15 protein-coding genes are annotated in these 17,095 nt (G+C 71.0%); 9 read left to right on the top strand and 6 right to left on the bottom strand.

All coding sequences use genetic code 11. The features are described 5' to 3' along the window. Positions 1-39: 39 nt before the first annotated feature. From ADK57_RS33545 to ADK57_RS33535, 3 genes are all read left to right on the top strand, one after another. Positions 40-933, top strand: a complete 894-nt coding sequence (locus ADK57_RS33545) for an EamA family transporter (protein ID WP_053753419.1) — start codon at positions 40-42, stop codon at positions 931-933. A gap of 166 nt (positions 934-1,099) precedes the next feature. Further along, positions 1,100-2,530 (top strand): family 43 glycosylhydrolase, encoded by a 1,431-nt coding sequence (locus tag ADK57_RS33540; protein WP_420711937.1) that lies wholly within the window; start codon positions 1,100-1,102, stop codon positions 2,528-2,530. Positions 2,531-2,571: 41 nt separating this feature from the next. Next, positions 2,572-4,023, top strand: coding sequence for a family 43 glycosylhydrolase (locus tag ADK57_RS33535; protein WP_234390491.1), 1,452 nt, complete (start codon positions 2,572-2,574; stop codon positions 4,021-4,023). Between the two features lie 25 nt (positions 4,024-4,048). Here the strand turns inward: ADK57_RS33535 and ADK57_RS33530 are convergent, their stop codons facing one another. Then, positions 4,049-4,645: a D-glycero-alpha-D-manno-heptose-1,7-bisphosphate 7-phosphatase gene (locus ADK57_RS33530; protein WP_053753418.1), complete on the bottom strand. Its 597-nt coding sequence runs from the start codon at positions 4,643-4,645 to the stop codon at positions 4,049-4,051. Positions 4,646-4,778: 133 nt separating this feature from the next. Between ADK57_RS33530 and ADK57_RS33525 the strand changes: the two genes are divergently transcribed. From ADK57_RS33525 to ADK57_RS33515, 4 genes are read left to right on the top strand one after another with little or no spacing between them, the layout of a single operon-like run. After that, positions 4,779-5,219 carry a hypothetical protein gene (locus ADK57_RS33525; protein WP_053753417.1) on the top strand — a complete coding sequence of 147 codons (441 nt, stop codon included), beginning with the start codon at positions 4,779-4,781 and terminating at the stop codon, positions 5,217-5,219. Next, positions 5,216-5,476 (top strand): methyltransferase domain-containing protein, encoded by a 261-nt coding sequence (locus ADK57_RS51595; protein ID WP_063786053.1) that lies wholly within the window; start codon positions 5,216-5,218, stop codon positions 5,474-5,476. Before ADK57_RS33525 ends, ADK57_RS51595 begins: the two co-directional genes overlap by 4 nt. A gap of 35 nt (positions 5,477-5,511) precedes the next feature. Then, complete coding sequence (locus ADK57_RS51590) at positions 5,512-5,793, top strand: hypothetical protein (RefSeq protein WP_063786052.1); 282 nt, start codon at positions 5,512-5,514, stop codon at positions 5,791-5,793. Between the two features lie 48 nt (positions 5,794-5,841). Next, positions 5,842-7,158, top strand: a complete 1,317-nt coding sequence (locus tag ADK57_RS33515) for a lanthionine synthetase LanC family protein (RefSeq protein WP_053753416.1) — start codon at positions 5,842-5,844, stop codon at positions 7,156-7,158. Here the strand turns inward: ADK57_RS33515 and ADK57_RS33510 are convergent. From ADK57_RS33510 to ADK57_RS33490, 5 genes are all read right to left on the bottom strand, one after another. Then, positions 7,110-8,261 carry an XdhC family protein gene (locus tag ADK57_RS33510; protein WP_053753415.1) on the bottom strand — a complete coding sequence of 384 codons (1,152 nt, stop codon included), beginning with the start codon at positions 8,259-8,261 and terminating at the stop codon, positions 7,110-7,112. The genes ADK57_RS33515 and ADK57_RS33510 overlap by 49 nt on opposite strands. Before the next feature lie 50 nt (positions 8,262-8,311). Further along, entirely contained in the window at positions 8,312-9,769 is a 1,458-nt protein-coding gene (locus ADK57_RS33505; protein ID WP_053753414.1) for an NCS2 family permease, read from the bottom strand. A gap of 218 nt (positions 9,770-9,987) precedes the next feature. Continuing rightward, complete coding sequence (locus tag ADK57_RS33500) at positions 9,988-12,384, bottom strand: xanthine dehydrogenase family protein molybdopterin-binding subunit (protein WP_053753413.1); 2,397 nt, start codon at positions 12,382-12,384, stop codon at positions 9,988-9,990. A gap of 2 nt (positions 12,385-12,386) precedes the next feature. Further along, positions 12,387-12,971: a (2Fe-2S)-binding protein gene (locus tag ADK57_RS33495; protein ID WP_053753412.1), complete on the bottom strand. Its 585-nt coding sequence runs from the start codon at positions 12,969-12,971 to the stop codon at positions 12,387-12,389. Next, entirely contained in the window at positions 12,971-13,858 is an 888-nt protein-coding gene (locus tag ADK57_RS33490) for an FAD binding domain-containing protein (protein ID WP_053753411.1), read from the bottom strand. The genes ADK57_RS33495 and ADK57_RS33490 overlap by 1 nt, the downstream gene beginning before the upstream one ends. Before the next feature lie 375 nt (positions 13,859-14,233). On the opposite strand from ADK57_RS33490, the gene ADK57_RS33485 reads away from it, so the two are divergent. Together ADK57_RS33485 and ADK57_RS33480 are read left to right on the top strand one after the other, a co-directional pair. After that, a complete protein-coding gene (locus ADK57_RS33485; protein ID WP_053753410.1) occupies positions 14,234-15,913 on the top strand; it encodes a PucR family transcriptional regulator in 1,680 nt (559 codons plus the stop codon). Positions 15,914-16,040: 127 nt separating this feature from the next. After that, positions 16,041-16,820 (top strand): hypothetical protein, encoded by a 780-nt coding sequence (locus ADK57_RS33480; protein WP_053753498.1) that lies wholly within the window; start codon positions 16,041-16,043, stop codon positions 16,818-16,820. Positions 16,821-17,095 lie beyond the last annotated feature (275 nt).

Raw genomic sequence — 17,095 nt, 5'->3', positions numbered from 1 at the left:
GCATTTTGCGTATGCGCCGTACGGTCGCACGATCGGCGCATGCGAGCCGCACCCGCCTCAGCGACCGTGAGCACCACCGCCCCCGTCCCGGAACCCGCCCGCGGGCGGCTCGCCGGCGTCGCCACGATGATCGGCAGCGGCCTGTCCAACCAGACCGGGGCCGCGATCGGTTCCCTCGCCTTCCCGGTGCTCGGGCCGGTCGGTGTCGTCGCGGTGCGCCAGTACGTCGCGGCGGCCGTCCTGCTGGCCGTCGGCCGGCCCCGCCTGCGGACCTTCACCTGGCGGCAGTGGTGGCCGGTGCTGCTGCTGGCCGTCGTGTTCGGGACGATGAACCTGTCCCTGTACAGCGCGATCGACCGCATCGGCCTGGGGCTCGCGGTGACCTTGGAGTTCCTCGGCCCGCTCACGGTCGCCCTGGCCGCGACGCGCCGCCGCGTGGATCTGTGCTGGGCGCTGATCGCCGCGGCGGGCGTGGTCACGCTGATGCGTCCGCGCCCCTCGGCGGACTACGCAGGGATGGGCCTGGGCCTGCTCGCGGCCGCCTGCTGGGCGTCGTACATCCTGCTCAACCGCACGGTCGGCCACCGCATCCCCGGCGCCCAGGGTTCCGCCGCGGCCGCGGGTGCGTCCGCCCTGTTGTTCCTGCCGGTCGGTGTCGTGCTCGTGCTGCGGCAGCCGCCGAGCGCGGAGGCCGTCGGGTACGCGGTCGTGGCCGGTGTGCTGTCCTCGGCCGTGCCGTACCTCGCGGATCTGTTCACCCTGCGCCATGTCCCGGCTCAGGCCTTCGGGTTGTTCATGAGCGTCAACCCGGTCCTGGCCGCCGTCGTGGGGTGGATCGGGCTCGGCCAGAACCTGGGGTGGGCGGAATGGGCGAGCATCGGCGGGATCGTCACCGCGAACACGCTGAGCGTCGCACGCGTAAAGCGCATGTGACGAAACCATTGACGGAAGCATGGCCCCCGCTTATCTTCTGACCGAATTTACGAACGCCGTTCGAAATTACGGACAGGGACGGTCCCGCATGCCGAAGATGTCAGAGCAGCCCCCCGCCAGACGCCACAGATCTCTGATCCTGTGCGTGCTCGCCGTACTGATCGCCATGGTGTCGGCGACGACCCCGGCCGCCGCCGCCGAGGGCCGCCCGTACACCAACCCGGTCAAGTCGACCAAGGGGGCCGACCCCTGGCTCGAGTACTACAACGGCAACTACTACCTGGTCACCACGTCCTTCACCGGCGTGCTGACCATGCGGAAGTCACCGACCCTGGCCGGACTCTCCACGGCCGCCAGCGTCCAGATCTGGAGTGACACCACCTCCACCCGCAACACCAACATCTGGGCGCCGGAGATCCACTTCTTGGACGGCCACTGGTACCTGTACTACTCCGCGGGACAGAGCGGTGTCTCCTGCTGCGACTCCCAGCGCACCCACGTCCTGGAGAGCGCGGGCACCGACCCGATGGGCCCGTACACCTACAAGAACCAGCTCAGCGGCTCCAATCTCACCCCCGGCGGCTGGCTCATCGACGCCACCGTCCTCGAGAACAACAACAACCTGTACCTGATCGGCAGCGGCTTCATCAACGGCAGCACGCAGAGCCTGGTCATCGCGCCGATGAGCAACCCGTACACGCTGGCCAGCAACACCTTCACCATCATCTCCAGCCCCACCGCGAGCTGGGAGACCTCGGGCGGCGCGGTCAACGAGGGACCCGAGCCGCTCTACCACGACGGCCGCACCTTCCTCACCTTCTCCGCCAGCCACTGCAAGACCGCGGACTACAAGCTCGGCCAGCTGGAACTGACCGGCACCGACCCGCTGAACCCCGCCTCCTGGACGAAGAAGTCCACGCCGGTCTTCCAGCGCAATGACGCGGCAGGTGTCTACGGCCCCGGCCACAACGGCTTCTTCAGCTCGCCGGACGGCACCGAGAACTGGATCGTCTACCACGCCAACGACACATCGACCGGCGGCTGCGGCAACGGCCGTACGACGCGGGCGCAGAAGTTCACCTGGAACGCGGACGGCACGCCGAACTTCGGCACCCCGGTGGCGCTCGGCACGACCCTGCCCGGCCCCTCGGGCGAGACCGCGACGACCCCGACCGCGTACACCCTGGTGAACCGCAACAGCGGCAAGTGCCTGGACGTCGAGGGCGGCAACACCGCGGACGGCACCAACATCTTCCAGTGGAGCTGCAACGGCGGCACCAACCAGAAGTGGCGCGTCGAGGACCTCGGCAACGACACCAACCGGCTGGTCAACGTCGCGACCGGCAAGGTCATGGACACCGCGAGCTGCGCCACGGCCGACGGCACGGACATCCAGCAGTGGTCCTGGCTGAACAACAACTGCCAGAAGTTCCGTCTGGTCTACACGGCCACCGGTGACTACGTGCGGATCGTGAACGAGAACAGCGGCAAGGTCGCCGACGTCGCGAACTGCGGCACCGCGAACGGGACCGACGTACGGCTGTGGACGTGGCTGAACAACAACTGCCAGCAGTGGCGACTCGTGCCCACGACCTGACCGTCCTCCCCACCCCGCACCCCGTGATCTGGAGAAACCCCTTGAGACGCAACGCCGTACGGCTGCTCATGGCCGTCCTCTTCGCCCTGGTGGGCTGCCTCGCCGGACCCGGCACCGTCGCCCACGCGGCCGTGCCCGCCTCCCCCGGCGTGACCTACACCAACCCGATCGCCGAGAAGCGCGCCGACCCGCACATCTTCAAGCACACCGACGGCTACTACTACTTCACCGCGACCGTCCCCGAGTACGACCGCATCGTGCTGCGCCGCGCGACCACCATCCAGGGCCTGTCGACGGCCCCCGAGACCACGATCTGGACCAAGCACGCCAGCGGTGTGATGGCGAACCACATCTGGGCACCGGAGATCCACTACATCAACGGCAAGTGGTACGTGTACTTCGCCGCCGGCTCCACCAGTGACCAGTGGGCGATCCGGATGTACGTCCTGGAGGGCACCGGAGCCAACCCGCTCACCGCGACCTGGGCCGAGAAGGGCCAGATCAAGACGACGTGGGAGAGCTTCTCCCTCGACGCCACCACCTTCGTCGTGGGTGGCGTCCGCTACCTCGCCTGGGCCCAGCGCAACCCGGCCGAGAACAACAACACCAGCCTGTTCATCGCCAAGATGGCCGACCCCTGGACGCTCACCGGCACGCCGGCGGAGATCTCCCAGCCGACGCTGTCCTGGGAGACGATCGGCTACAAGGTCAACGAGGGCCCGGCGGTGATCGAGCACGGCGGCAAGGTCTTCATGACCTACTCGGCCAGCGCGACCGACTCCAACTACTGCCTGGGCATGCTCACCGCCTCATCGACGGCCGACCTGACCAACCCGGCGTCCTGGACCAAGGGTTCGCAGCCGGTGTTCAAGACGAGTGACGCGACCTCGCAGTACGGTCCGGGCCACAACTCCTTCACCGTCTCCGAGGACGGCAAGTCCGACATCCTCGTCTACCACGACCGCAGCTACAAGGACATCACCGGCGACCCGCTGAACGACCCCAACCGCCGTACCCGCGTCCAGAAGGTGTACTGGAAGGCCGACGGCACCCCCGACTTCGGCATCCCGGTGGCCGACGGAGTCACCCCGCAGCGCTTCTCGTCGTACAACTTCGCGGACCGCTTCATCCGCCACTTCGACTACCGGGGCCGGATCGACGCCAACGTCAGCCCGCTCGCGGACTCGCAGTTCCGCGTGGTCACCGGCCTGACCGGCAGCGGCACCGTGTCGCTGGAGTCGACCAACTTCCCCGGCTACTACCTGCGGAGCAACGCGAGCTTCGAGGTCCGGCTGGAGAAGAACGACGGCACGGCCCAGTTCGCGTCCGACGCCACCTTCTACAAGCGGGCGGGTCTGTCCGACTCGGCCGGCATCTCCTACGAGTCGTACGGCTCCGCCGGCCGTTACGTCCGCCACTACAACTACCTGCTGTACGTGCAGACCCCGAGCACGGCCACGGACCGGGCGGACGCCACGTTCTACGCTCAGTGACGAGGCCCGGTGAGGGGCCGGGGTCTCACCCCGGCCCCTCACCGGTGTCGTACGCGGCCTCGATCGGCCGCTCGTCGACGAGGACCTGTCCCTGCGGCGGCCCGGTCAGCAGGGCGCGTACGGCGGTGAGGGCGTCCGGGGCCACCTGCTCCGCGCCTGCCGTCTCCTCCGGGCGGGTCCCGTCGGTCGGTACGAGGATGCCGTGGGCGCCCGCCCGGCGTGCGGCCTCGACGTGCGCGCCGGTGCGGCCGACGACGACACAGTCGTCGGGCGCGGTGCAGATCCGCCCGGCGGCCCACAGGAGCAGGCCCGGTTCGGGCGGGCGGCAGTGGCAGCCGTCCTCGGGGCCGTGCGGGCACACGCCCCACACGTCGAAGGGGCCGAAGAGCTCGTCGACGCGGTGGTTGACATGGCGGACGTCGGCGTCGGTCAGCATGCCGCGCGCGATGCCGGGCTGGTGCGTGAGAACCCCGGTTCGGACACCGTGCAGGCGCAACAGCCCCAGCGCCTCAATGGCGCCGGCAACGGGTCGGACGCGGTCGGGGTCGGCGTTGTCCGGGACGTCCTCGACGAGGATGCCGTCCCGGTCGAACAGCACGGCCTTCACCTTCGTGGTGGTCATGCGAGCCGGGTATCCGCTGGGCGCCGTCACATGCGCCGAACGGACGTTCGCGCACCCTCCGCCCACCCGTACGACGCGGCCGAGCCGTATACGAACGCCCAGCTGAGCGAGCGGCGTTCCCTACGATCGTCCGGTGGTCAACTTCCTGCTCGAACGCACCGCGCCGCTCCCTCTCGACGAGGCATGGCGCCGCCTCACGGACTGGCCGCGCCACGGCGACGCGGTCCCGCTGACCCGGATCATCGTGACCACGCCCGCGCCGACGCACGAGGGCACGGTCTTCGTGGCCCGCTCGGGCATCGGCCCGCTCTCCTTCGACGACCCCATGGAAGTCACCCTCTGGCGTCCCCCCACGGACGACCTGCCCGGCCTGTGCCGCCTCGACAAACGGGGCCGCTTCATCACCGGCTGGGCCGAACTCGAGGTCCTCCCCGGCCCCGGCGGCCGCACCCGCGTCCTGTGGCGCGAGGAACTGCGACTGCGCCTCCTCCCCCGCCTCTTCGACCCCCTCCTGCGTGCCGCGGCCCGGTACGTCTTCGGCCGAGCGGTGAACGGCCTCCTGAGGCGGCCGTGACGACGGCCGAACGGGCCCGCTGGGAAAACCACTTCGCCGCGGGCCGCGGCTTCCGCGGTACGGACGCCGAGGAACTGCGCCTGCCGGCCGAGGCCGTACACCTCCGCCCCGCCGCCCGCGCGCTCGACGTCGGCTGCGGACTGGGCACTCACGCGGCGGCACTCGCCGGCCTCGGCTACCGCACACTCGCCGTCGACCGGGCGGACGCGGCGGTGGCGGCGACGCGCGACCGGTACGCCGACCTGGAGCCCGCCTGAGCGCCGCCCGGCTGGACTTCGAGAACGCGGCGGAGGTGGACGCCCGGCTTCCGCGCGCCTCCTTCGACCTCGTGACCATGCGGCTGGTCCTCGCGTTCATGGCGGACAAGGCGACGGTCGCCGAACAGGTACGGGGACTGCCGGCACCGGGCGGGACCTGGCTGGTGACGACGCCGCTCACCGACCGGCTCCCCGAGGAGCGCCACGGCATCGGGCTCACGCCCGCCGAGGTCGCCGCGTTCACCGGCGCCTGGAGTCGAGGGAGCTGGTACGACCTGGAGCCGGGCGGGCTGCGCTGCTTCGTGCTGCGGGCCTGAGCACCGCCCCGCGCGGGGTGCCCCCGGGCACGTGCCAGAGTGAGGGCCATGACGACAACAGACGTGCGCGGCTCGGAAGTTGACCAGGTCGATGAGCTGGCGGTGGACGCCATGCGCTGGCTGCTCGCCACCGCGCGGGACACCGGTGGCGGCGGTCTCACCTGGCCCGCCAAGCCCTCCGACGACGCGCCCGAGCCCATGCTCTACAGCGGTACCGCAGGCGTCGTACCGGTGCTCCTGGAGGCGTGGCGGCACTTCGGGGACGACACGTACGCGGACACCGCCCTGCGGGCGGCCCGCGGTCTGGTGGCCGCCGTCGACGACTGCGAGGACAGTTCCCTGTACTTCGGCCTCACCGGCATGGCTCTCGTCCTGCGGACCGTTCACGAGGAGCTGGGGGACACGGCCGCCGGTGCCGCCGCCGACCGGGCATTGGGGATCGTGCGGTCGCGGTTCGACGGGACCCGATGGGGCGAGCTGTTCGAGCTGATGGGCGGGAACGCCGGGATGGGCCTCGGCGCGCTGGCAGCCGGTGACGAGGAGTTCGCCGTGCTCGCCCTCGAGCCCTATCTGCGGACCGCCGAGAAGGTCCCGGCAGGCGTGCACTGGGAGTTCCGTACCGGCCGGGAGGGGCGTATGCACCACATCTCGCACGGCACGCTCGGAATCGTGTACGCGCTGGCCACCGTCGGCGCCGCGACGGGACGGACGGACCTCGTCGAGCTGGCCGAGGCCGGTGCCGCGGGCGTCGTGGCCCGTGCCGAGGACGGGCCCGAGGGGTTCCTGGTCGCCCACTCCGACCCGGCACACCTTCCCGACCGGATCGAGCGCTACAGCTACGGCTGGTGTCACGGGCCCGCCGGTGACGCCCAGGTCTTCCGCCGGCTCCGGGACGTCCTCGCCGCCCCGGCCACCTGGTCGGCCCTGATCGAGCGCTGCTGGCACACCGTGATCCACTCCGGTCTGCCGCGTCGGCTGCGCCCCGGCTTCTGGGACAACAACGGGCGCTGCTGCGGCACGGCGGGCGTCCTGGCACTTGCCTGCGACCGCATGGCCGAGCAGGACGACGGCCACGACTTCGCCGCCGTCCTCGTCGCGGACCTCACCGCCCGCGCGATCCGGGACGCCGACGGCGCCCGCTGGTCCAACTTCGAGCACAAGGTCACCCCGGGCGACCTGGAACCCCGCACCGGGTGGGCGATGGGCAACGCGGGCATCGCACGGGAGCTGATGCGCTTCGCACGGCTGAACCGGGGCGGCGATCCGGACTACGCGTTCGCCTGGCCCGACCAGCCGGCGGTACGCCGGAACGCCGGTCAGGCCACCGACCCGATCCGCCCCGCCGGTGCCGACGTCACGTCGTGATGGATCGGCGTGTGCGCGCCGGTGAGGGAAACCCCGCTGCCGCCACGCCGGTCGGCGACGATCTCGGCGGCGATGGAAAGGGCCGTCTCCTCCGGCGTACGCGCCCCGAGGTCCAGCCCGATGGGCGACCTGAGCCGCGCCAACTCCAGCTCGCTCACGCCGACTTCGCGCAGCCGCTCGTTCCGGTCCAGGTGGGTGCGCCGGGAGCCCATCGCACCGACGTACGCCAACGGCAGCCGCAGCGCGAGCTTCAGCAGGGGTACGTCGAACTTGGCGTCGTGGGTGAGCACGCACAGGACCGTACGGGCGTCGACCTCCGTGCGCTCCAGGTACCTGTGCGGCCACTCCACGACGATCTCGTCGGCCTCGGGGAAGCGGGCGCGCGTGGCGAACACCGGCCGCGCGTCGCACACGGTCACGTGGTAGTCGAGGAACTTGCCGACCCGCACCAGCGCCGACGCGAAGTCGATCGCACCGAAGACGATCATCCGCGGCGGCGGGACCGACGACTCCACCAGCACCGTGAGCGGCGCCCCGCAGCGGGAGCCCTGCTCGCCGATCTCCAGGGTGCCGGTGCGTCCCGCGTCCAGGAACGCGCCGGCCTCCGCGGCGACCGTACGGTCCAGTTCGGGATGGGCGCCGAAGCCGCCGTCGTAGGAACCCTCGGGACGGACCAGCATCGCCCGGCCCACCAGCTCGGCGGGGCCGGACACGATCCGGGCCAGCGCCGCCGCCCGCCCGCCCGAGGCGACGTCGAGCGCGGCCGTCACCACCGGACGGACCCGGTCGCCCGCCCGTACCGGCATGACGAGGATGTCGATGACGCCGCCGCAGGTCAGGCCCACGGCGAAGGCGTCGTCGTCGCTGTAGCCGAAGCGCTCCAGGACCGACTCCCCGTCCTGCAGCGCCTGTTGGCACAGTTCGTAGACCGCGCCCTCCACACAGCCGCCGGAGACCGAGCCGATCGCCGTGCCGTCGGCGTCCACCGCGAGGGCGGCGCCGGGCCGGCGGGGCGCGCTGCCGCCGACGGCCACGACGGTGGCCACGGCGAAGTCACGGCCCTGCTCGACCCACCGGTTCAGTTCCTCGGCGATGTCCAGCATGTCTCGGTCTCCTTGACTGCGGTCGGGTGGAGGGCACTTGGCAAGGGCGGCTAGTGCACGCCCAGCCGGCTCTCGATCGGGTTGAGGGCGAAGTACACCAGGAAGATCACCGTCAGGCCCCACATGAAGGCGCCGATCTCCCGCGCCTTGCCCTGGGCGGTCTTGACGGCCACGTACGAGATGACACCGGCCGCGACACCGGCGGTGATGGAGTACGTGAACGGCATGATCACGACGGTCAGGAAGACCGGGATCGCGGTGGCGCGGTCGGCCCAGTCGACGTGCCGGGCGTTCGTCATCATCATGGCGCCGATCACGACGAGGGCCGCGGCGGCGACCTCGCCGGGCACGATGGCCGTCAGCGGGGTGAAGAACAGGCAGGCGGCGAAGAAGAGCCCGGTGACGACGGAGGAGAGGCCGGTACGGGCGCCCTCGCCGACGCCGGTCGCGGACTCGACGAACACCGTCTGGCCCGACGCGCCCGCCACGCCGCCGATCGCGCCGCCCGCGCCGTCGATGAACAGCGCCTTGGACAGGCCCGGCATCCGGCCCTGCTCGTCGGCGAGTCCGGCCTCGGTGCCGACGCCGATGATGGTGGCCATCGCGTCGAAGAACCCGGCCAGCACGAGCGTGAACACGATCATCCCGACGGTCATCGCGCCGACCTCGCCCCAGCCGCCGAACTCGACGTCACCGAGGATCGAGAAGTCCGGCATGGAGACCGCGCTGCCGTGCAGTTCGGGAGCGCCGCTCGCCCACTGTTCGGGGTCGATGACGTCGGTTGCGTTGAGGAGCACGGCCAGCACGGTGCCGCCGACGATGCCGAGCAGGATCGCGCCGGGGACGCCTCGGGCCTGGAGCATGAAGATGGCGAGGAGGGTGACGGCGAACAGCAGCACCGGCCAGCCGGCCAGTTCGCCGGTCGGGCCGAGGGAGAGGGGGGTCGCCTTGCCCTGGTGCACGAAACCGGCCTTGTAGAAGCCGATGAGAGCGATGAACAGGCCGATACCCATGGTGATCGCGTGCTTGAGCGCGAGCGGGATCGCGTTCATGATCATCTCGCGCAGTCCGGTGACGACGAGCAGCATGATGACCACGCCGTACATCACGCACATGCCCATCGCCTGCGGCCAGGTCATCTGGGGCACGACCTGGGAGGCGAGGACTCCGGAGACCGAGAGACCTGCGGCGAGGGCAAGCGGCACCTTGCCGAAGAATCCCATCAGGAGCGTGCTGAAGGCCGCCGCGAACGCGGTCGCGGTGATCAGCGCCTGCTGGCCGAGCGTGTTCCCCGCCGCGTCCTTGCCGGACAGGATCAGGGGGTTGAGCAGGAGGATGTACGCCATCGCCATGAAGGTGGTGACGCCGCCGCGCACCTCACGCGCGAGCGAGGATCCTCGCCGGGATATGTGGAAGTACCGGTCGAGCCAGGACCGTCCGGCCGGGACGCGGGTGCCTTCTCCCGCGTCTTCGGCGACGGTCTTCGGCTCCAGGGACTGCTGGGTCATGTGGGCCTGCTCCCAAGGTTCATAGGGACACCCGCGGGTCGCCTTCGGCGACTTGCGGGTTTTGGGGAGGTGCACGACCCGGGGGACGGCCCGAGGCGAACAACGGGGCTCTGGGGGACCAAGTCCCCCCAGAGGAACTCATGGGGACCGAGTCCCCCAGAGAAACTCATGGGGACCGAGTCCCCCAGAGGAACTCACCTGCTCGACCCCCGAGGGGGTCAGGTGCCCGTGAGGTGCTCCGGCCTCACCGGCGTCCTGTTCAGCTCCAGCCCGGTCGCGTTGCGGATCGCCGCGAGGACAGCGGGAGTTGACGACAGGGTGGGTGCCTCACCGACGCCGCGCAGCCCGTACGGGGCGTGGTCGTCGGCGAGTTCGAGCACGTCGACGGGGATGGTCGGCGTGTCGAGGATGGTGGGGATCAGGTAGTCCGTGAAAGAGGGGTTTCTGACCTTCGCCGTCTTCGGGTCGACGATGATCTCCTCCATGACCGCCACGCCGAGCCCCTGGGTCGTACCGCCCTGGATCTGGCCGAGGACGGACAGCGGGTTGAGCGCCTTGCCGACGTCCTGGGCGCAGGCCAGTTCGATGACCTTGACCAGGCCGAGCTCGGTGTCGACCTCGACGACCGCGCGGTGGGCGGCGAAGGTGTACTGGACGTGTCCGAAGCCCTGGCCGGTGCGCAGGTCGAAGGCCTCGGTCGGACGGTGCCGCCACTCGGCCTCGACCTCGACGGCCTCGCCTTCGAGGACGTCCACCAGATCGGCGAGCACCTCGCCGCCGTCGGTGACGACCTTGCCGCCCTCGAGCAGCAGCTCCGCCGTCGCCCAGGCCGGGTGGTACGAACCGAACTTGCGGCGGCCGATCTCCAGGACCTTCTCGCGGACGAGCTCGCAGGAGTTCTTGACGGCGCCACCGGTGACGTACGTCTGACGCGACGCGGACGTCGAACCGGCGCTGCCCACCTGTGTGTCGGCCGGCTTGATCGTCACCTGGGCGACGCCCAGCTCGGTGCGGGCGATCTGCGCGTGGACGGTGACACCGCCCTGGCCGACCTCGGCCATGGCCGTGTGCACGGTCGCGACGGGCTCGCCGGCGATGACCTCCATGCGCACCTTGGCGGTGGAGTAGTCGTCGAAGCCCTCGGAGAAGCCGACGTTCTTGATGCCGACGGCGTAGCCGACACCGCGGACGACGCCTTCGCCGTGCGTGGTGTTGGAGAGGCCGCCCGGCAGCTGGCGTACGTCGGCGGCCTCGCCGGCCGCGAGCCACTGCTGCTCCGGCGGCATCGGCATCGCCTTGACGCGGCGCAGGAGTTCGGCGACCGGGGCGGGCGAGTCGACGACCTGCCCGGTCGGCATGACGGTCCCCCGCTCCATCGCGTTGAGCTGTCGGAACGCGACCCGGTCCATGCCCACCTCGTCGGCGAGCTTGTCCATCTGGGCCTCGTAGGCGAAGCACGCCTGGACCGCGCCGAAGCCGCGCATGGCGCCGCAGGGCGGGTTGTTGGTGTAGAGGGCGAGGGCCTCGATGTCGACGTTGTCGACGACGTAGGGTCCGGCGCCGAGCGAGGCGGCGTTGCCGACGACCGCCGGGGATGCCGACGCGTAGGCGCCGCCGTCCAGGACGATCCTCGCCTTGAGGTGGGTGAGCTTGCCGTCCTTCGTCGCCCCGTGCTCGTAGTGGAGCTTCGCGGGGTGGCGGTGGACGTGCCCGAAGAAGGACTCGAAGCGGTTGTAGACGATCTTGACCGGTTTGCCCGTGCGCAGCGCCAGCAGACAGGCGTGGATCTGCATCGACAGGTCCTCGCGGCCGCCGAACGCGCCGCCGACACCGGAGAGCGTCATACGGACCTTGTCCTCGGGCAGGCCCAGGACCGGGGCGATCTGGCGAAGGTCGGAGTGCAGCCACTGGGTGGCGATGTACAGGTCGACGCCGCCGTCCTCGGCGGGGACGGCCAGACCGGACTCCGGGCCGAGGAAGGCCTGGTCCTGCATGCCGAAGGTGTACTCGCCCTTGACGATGAAGTCGGCCCTCTTGGCGGCCTCTTCGACGTCACCCCGGATGATCGGCTGGCGGTGCAGGATGTTCGGGTGCGGGACGTGCCCGATGTGGTGGTCGGTCCGGTCCTCGTGGATCAGGATCGCGTCCGGCGCGGTCGCGGAGGCCTCGTCGGTGACGACGGGGAGTTCCCTGTACTCGACCTTGATCTTGGCGGCGGCGCGGCGCGCCGTCTCCGGGTGGTCGGCGGCGACGATGGCGACCGGCTCACCGTGGTGGCGGACCCTGCCGTGGGCGAGGACCGGGGTGTCCTGGATCTCCAGGCCGTAGTTCTTCACGTCGGTCGGCAGGTCGTCGTACGTCATGACGGCGTAGACGCCGGGCACGGCGAGGGCTTCGCCCGTGTCGATCGAGACGATCTCGGCGTGCGCGACCGTGGAACGCAGGATCTGGCCCCAGAGCATGTCCTCGTGCCACATGTCGGACGAGTACGCGAACTCGCCGGTGACCTTGAGGGTGCCGTCCGGGCGGAGCGTGGACTCGCCGATGCCGCCCTTGGTCTTCGAGCCCTGGGTGACCTTGGTGGGAGTCCCGATGGGGGCGCTGTTGCTCGGCATGCTCAGACCGCCTCTCCCTGCCGGGCGGCCGCCAGGCGGACCGCGTCCATGATCTTCTCGTAGCCGGTGCAGCGGCACAGGTTGCCCGACAGCGCCTCGCGGATGTCCGCGTCGGTCGGGTTCGGGTTGCGCTCCAGCATCTCGTCGGCGGCCACCAGCAGCCCCGGCGTGCAGAAGCCGCACTGGACGGCGCCGGCGTCGATGAACGCCTGCTGGACCGGGGAGAGTTCGGCGCCCTCGCCGGTCTGCGAGTCCTGCCCCTCGGCGGCCCAGTGCTGAGCGTCCTGCAGGGACGTGCCGCAGGCGCCGGAGGCGCAACCCCCGCGCTCGGCGCGCTGCTTGGCGAAGTCCGCCAGACCCTCGACGGTGACGACCTCGCGGCCCTCCACCTGACCGGCGGCGACCAGGCAGGAACACACGAGCACGCCGTCCAGCCGGACGGTGCACGACCCGCACTCCCCCTGCTCGCAGGCGTTCTTGGAACCCGGCAGGCCGAGCCGCTCCCGCAGCACGTACAGCAGGCTCTCGCCCTCCCAGACGTCGTCGGCTTCCTGCGGACGGCCGTTGACCGTGAAATTGACACGCATTACGCGACTCCCTCCGTGCGGGCGGTGCCGCGGTACGACTCCCAGGTCCAGGTCAGAGTGCGGCGGGCCATGACGCCGACCGCGTGGCGGCGGTAGCTCGCCGTTCCCCGGACGTCGTCGATCGGGTTGCAGGCGCCGGCGCACAGGTCCGCGAACTGCTTGGCGACCGACGGGGTGATGATCTTTCCGTTGTCCCAGAAGCCGCCCTCTTCGAGTGCCGCGTTCAGGAACTCCTCCGCGACCTTGGCCCGCACCGGGGTGGGCGCGGCCGAGCCGATGCCCGTACGCACGGTCCGCGTCTCGGGGTGCAGCGCGATCCCGAAGGCGCACACGGCGATGACCATGGCGTTGCGGGTACCGACCTTGGAGTACTGCTGCGGCCCGTCGGCCTTCTTGATGTGGACGGCGCGAATGAGCTCGTCCGGCGCCAGCGCGTTGCGCTTCACACCGGTGTAGAACTCGTCGATCGGAATACGGCGCGAGCCGCGCACCGACTCGGCCTCGACCTCGGCGCCGGCCGCGAGGAGGGCCGGGTGGGCGTCACCGGCGGGCGAGGCGGTGCCGAGGTTGCCGCCGACGCCGCCGCGGTTGCGGATCTGCGGGGAGGCGACGGTGTGCGAGGCGAGAGCTAGACCCGGCAGCTCGCCGCGCAGGCTCTCCATGATCTTCGCGTAGGGGACCGAGGCCCCGAGCCGCACACTGTCCTCGCCGACCTCCCACTCCTCGAGGTCGCCGACACGGTTGAGGTCGAGCAGGTACTCGGGCCGGCGGTGGTCGAAGTTGATCTCGACCATCACGTCGGTGCCACCCGCAATCGGCACAGCGGTGGGGTGCTCCGCCTTCGCGGCGAGCGCCTCCTCCCAGCTGGCGGGGCGAAGGAAGTCCATGACCGGCTCTCTTCTTCGTCTCGTGGGTCGTACAGATTGAGCCAATCCGTGTGCGGCGGGCCCGGCTCGTTCATGTGCTGTTTACGCGGAGTGAGGCCAGTACACAGCGCCGTGCGCCGACCGGGTCAGTCACGGAAACCATGAAGGAGTTGGCTGGCCAGGGCGGGCATCTTGTAGATTCGTATGAACGGAGGTCATCAGTAACCTCCTCGTTTTCCTGGGGAAACGCATGGCACACCCCGTGTGACCTGGAACACGGCCGGAATGCGGCTCCGGAGACGGCGAGCATCGCTCGTCGACCGCCGGACGGACTCCTCCTCCACCATCCCTCAAGATTCATCGTAGATTTCGAGACAGAGAACGGCGGCGACGAGAATGCGGCTGCGCGCACTGCTGGACACCGACGCGCTGGGCCTGCGGCTGCTCGGTGGCGAGGACGAGCTGGACCGCACCGTGCGGGGTGTGATGACCACCGACCTCAGGGACCCCAGCCGCTACCTCTCCGGCGGCGAGCTGGTCCTGACCGGTCTGGCCTGGCGCCGGGACGCCGCCGACTCCGAACCCTTCGTACGGATCCTGGTGCAGTCCGGGGTGGCCGCACTGGCGGCCGGCGAGGCCGAGCTCGGGAACGTCCCGGACGACCTGGTGGTGGCCTGCGCACGCCACCGCCTCCCGCTCTTCGCGGTGCACGAGTCGGTGGCGTTCGCAACGATCACCGAGCACGTCGTACGGCAGGTGAGCGGCGAGCGGGCCGGTGACCTGGCGGCGGTGGTGGACCGGCACCGGCGGATGATGGCCTCGGGCGCGGCGGGCGGCGGCCCGGACGTGGTCCTGGACCTGCTCGGCTCGGACCTGGACCTGCGGGCGTGGGTGCTGTCGCCGGCCGGGCGGCTCATCGCGGGCTCGAAGGTCGCAGGGCCCGCCCTGCCCGCCGACGTGTGCGCGAAGCTCGCGGCCGAACACCTGGCAGCGGTCCGCACGGGCCGACGCGGACCTCACCGCGTCATGCTCGGCTCCACCACCTACTCGCTCTTCCCGGTCCGCAGCAGCGGCGGCCGCTCCCCGCAGCGCTCCCGGGACGTGCGCGAAACGGTGCTGTCGGATTGGCTGCTGGCCGTCGAGGCGGACGCGGGCGACTGGCCGGAGGAGCGGCTCGACCTGCTCCAGGGCGTCACCCAGCTGATCTCGGTCGAGCGCGACCGGCGGGACGCGGCGCGCACGGTCCGCCGACGGCTCGCCCAGGAGGTCCTGGAGCTGGTGCAGGGGGGTCCCCCCCCCGCCGAGATCGCCGCACGCCTGCGCGTGGCCGCCCCCGTCCTCCTCCCCGGCCTCGGAGCGGCCCCGCACTGGCAGCTCGTCGTCGCCCGCGTCGAGTGGCAGGACGGAGGGGAGCTGGAGGGCGGCCCGGTCGCCCAGTCCCTCCTGGAGGAGATCCTGGTCGACCCGCTGTCGACGGGGCCGGAGCCCTCCGACCGCATCGCCGTCGCCCACACGGGCGAGGAGGCCATCGCGCTCGTACCGCTGCCGGCGGTGTCGTCGGAGCACGACGGCTCGGAAGCCGGGATCCTCGCGGACCTGCTCCTGGAGTCCGTACGGGACCCGCTGTCGGCCGGCCTCGACGACGACGGGCGGCTCACGCTCGGCGTCAGCGCCTCCGTCCACTCGGCGGAGGGGCTGCGCGGCGCGCTGGAGGAGGCCCGCCACGCCCGCCGCGTGGCCGCCGCCCGCCCCGGCCGCGTCTGTGCGGCGGGCCACCAGGAGCTGGCCTCCCACGTCCTCCTGCTCCCCTTCGTCCCGGACGACGTCCGCCGGGCCTTCACCGCCCGCCTCCTCGACCCCCTCCGCGACTACGACCGCCGCCACCGCGCCGAGCTGATCCCCACCCTGGAGGCCTTCCTCGACTGCGACGGCTCCTGGACGCGCTGCGCGAACCGCCTCCACCTGCACGTCAACACGCTACGCTACCGGGTGGGGCGCATCGAGCAGTTGACGAGTCGTGACCTCTCCCGCCTCGAGGACAAGCTGGATTTCTTCCTGGCACTGAGGATGAGCTGAAACCTCGGACGACCAGGAGTCCCACGACTTTGTGAAATCCTTCACCCACCCCCTTGGCCCAGCCCGGCGATTCGTGCTGAGATGCGGCCACCACTCATAGCTCGATGGCGTGCTCGGGGAGGGCAACGTGGCGCATACCGCCATGTCTGGTAACGGAACGACCGCCGGTGACGATCCACTCCAGACCGCGGTATGGCGGTTGCGCTCCCGCGCCTGCTGGGCCGACGCCGCCGCCCTGCTCCAACCGGTCACCGCGCCGGCCGCACTCCAGCGGGCCTCCCTCCTGGTGGAACGGTGCCTGTACACCGAGCAGGGCTGGGAACAGGCCGAGGACGCGCTGCGTACGGCCGAGGCGCTGGCCCACGGCGACGACGAGCGGGGCGCAGCCGCTTGTGAACGCGGGCAACTTGCCTACGCGGCCACGTTGCACGGCGTACGGGACCGCGCCGACGAGGCACGGGCGGCGCTCGGACGGGCGGCGGCGCTCATCTCTCCGGGGACCCCGAGCAGGGCGTTGCTGGACTTCCGTCGGGGGCTGCTGGCGGAGAACCTGGCCGACTCCCCGCAGGCGGCGCGGGCGGCGTACCGGCGTGCGCACGCGGGGGCCACCGCGCATGCCGATCCGCTGCTGCTGTCGTTCACCTGGCGACACATTGCCGGACTCGCCCTACGGGACGGGGAGTTGGCGGAGGCGCGGCACGGGTTCAGTGAATCGCTGCGGATCCGGGAGGAGTTGGGCTATCTCGTCGGGACGGCACCCGCGTTGGCCTCCCTGGCGGACGCGGAGGTGGAACCGGAGGCCTCACGACTGCGGGAGGAGGCCCGGCGCTTGTTCCGGCTGCTCGGCGGCGTACCGACATGGCTGGCACACCAGTTGACACCGCTGCCTCCGGCGGCAACGGCATAGAACAGCACCCACCGCCAAAGCGAGCACCCCCTGGGGGCTCCACCCCCAGACCCCCGACCTATGCCCACCCACCACCCGACTCGGTCGCCCAAGAGGCGGACCTCACCCTGGGGGCTGCGCCCCAGCGGGTGGGTGGGGGGCTGGGGATGGCCTTTACCCACCACCCGACTCGGCCCGCCGAGAGATGACCCTCACCCCGAGACAGCACCCCCAACAGGCGGGCGGAAGCTACGGATGGCCTCCACCCACCACCCGACTCGGCCCGCCGAGAGATG

Origin of the sequence: Streptomyces sp. MMG1533 (assembly GCF_001279775.1) — a bacterium.
In the GTDB taxonomy this organism is placed as follows: domain Bacteria; phylum Actinomycetota; class Actinomycetes; order Streptomycetales; family Streptomycetaceae; genus Streptomyces.
Note: the sequence above shows the minus strand (reverse complement) of the source record. Positions and strands in the feature narration are given on the sequence as shown.

What these genes read in the sequence shown, in the direction of transcription:
- ADK57_RS33505 (WP_053753414.1), bottom strand. Translation starts at nt 9,769, where the DNA reads ATGACCCAGCAGTCCCTGGAGCCGAAGACCGTCGCCGAAGACGCGGGA.
- ADK57_RS33515 (WP_053753416.1), top strand. Translation starts at nt 5,842, where the DNA reads ATGACGACAACAGACGTGCGCGGCTCGGAAGTTGACCAGGTCGATGAG.
- ADK57_RS33530 (WP_053753418.1), bottom strand. Translation starts at nt 4,645, where the DNA reads ATGACCACCACGAAGGTGAAGGCCGTGCTGTTCGACCGGGACGGCATC.
- ADK57_RS33495 (WP_053753412.1), bottom strand. Translation starts at nt 12,971, where the DNA reads ATGCGTGTCAATTTCACGGTCAACGGCCGTCCGCAGGAAGCCGACGAC.
- ADK57_RS33540 (WP_420711937.1), top strand. Translation starts at nt 1,100, where the DNA reads ATGGTGTCGGCGACGACCCCGGCCGCCGCCGCCGAGGGCCGCCCGTAC.
- ADK57_RS33545 (WP_053753419.1), top strand. Translation starts at nt 40, where the DNA reads ATGCGAGCCGCACCCGCCTCAGCGACCGTGAGCACCACCGCCCCCGTC.
- ADK57_RS33500 (WP_053753413.1), bottom strand. Translation starts at nt 12,384, where the DNA reads ATGCCGAGCAACAGCGCCCCCATCGGGACTCCCACCAAGGTCACCCAG.
- ADK57_RS33490 (WP_053753411.1), bottom strand. Translation starts at nt 13,858, where the DNA reads ATGGACTTCCTTCGCCCCGCCAGCTGGGAGGAGGCGCTCGCCGCGAAG.
- ADK57_RS33510 (WP_053753415.1), bottom strand. Translation starts at nt 8,261, where the DNA reads ATGCTGGACATCGCCGAGGAACTGAACCGGTGGGTCGAGCAGGGCCGT.
- ADK57_RS33485 (WP_053753410.1), top strand. Translation starts at nt 14,234, where the DNA reads ATGCGGCTGCGCGCACTGCTGGACACCGACGCGCTGGGCCTGCGGCTG.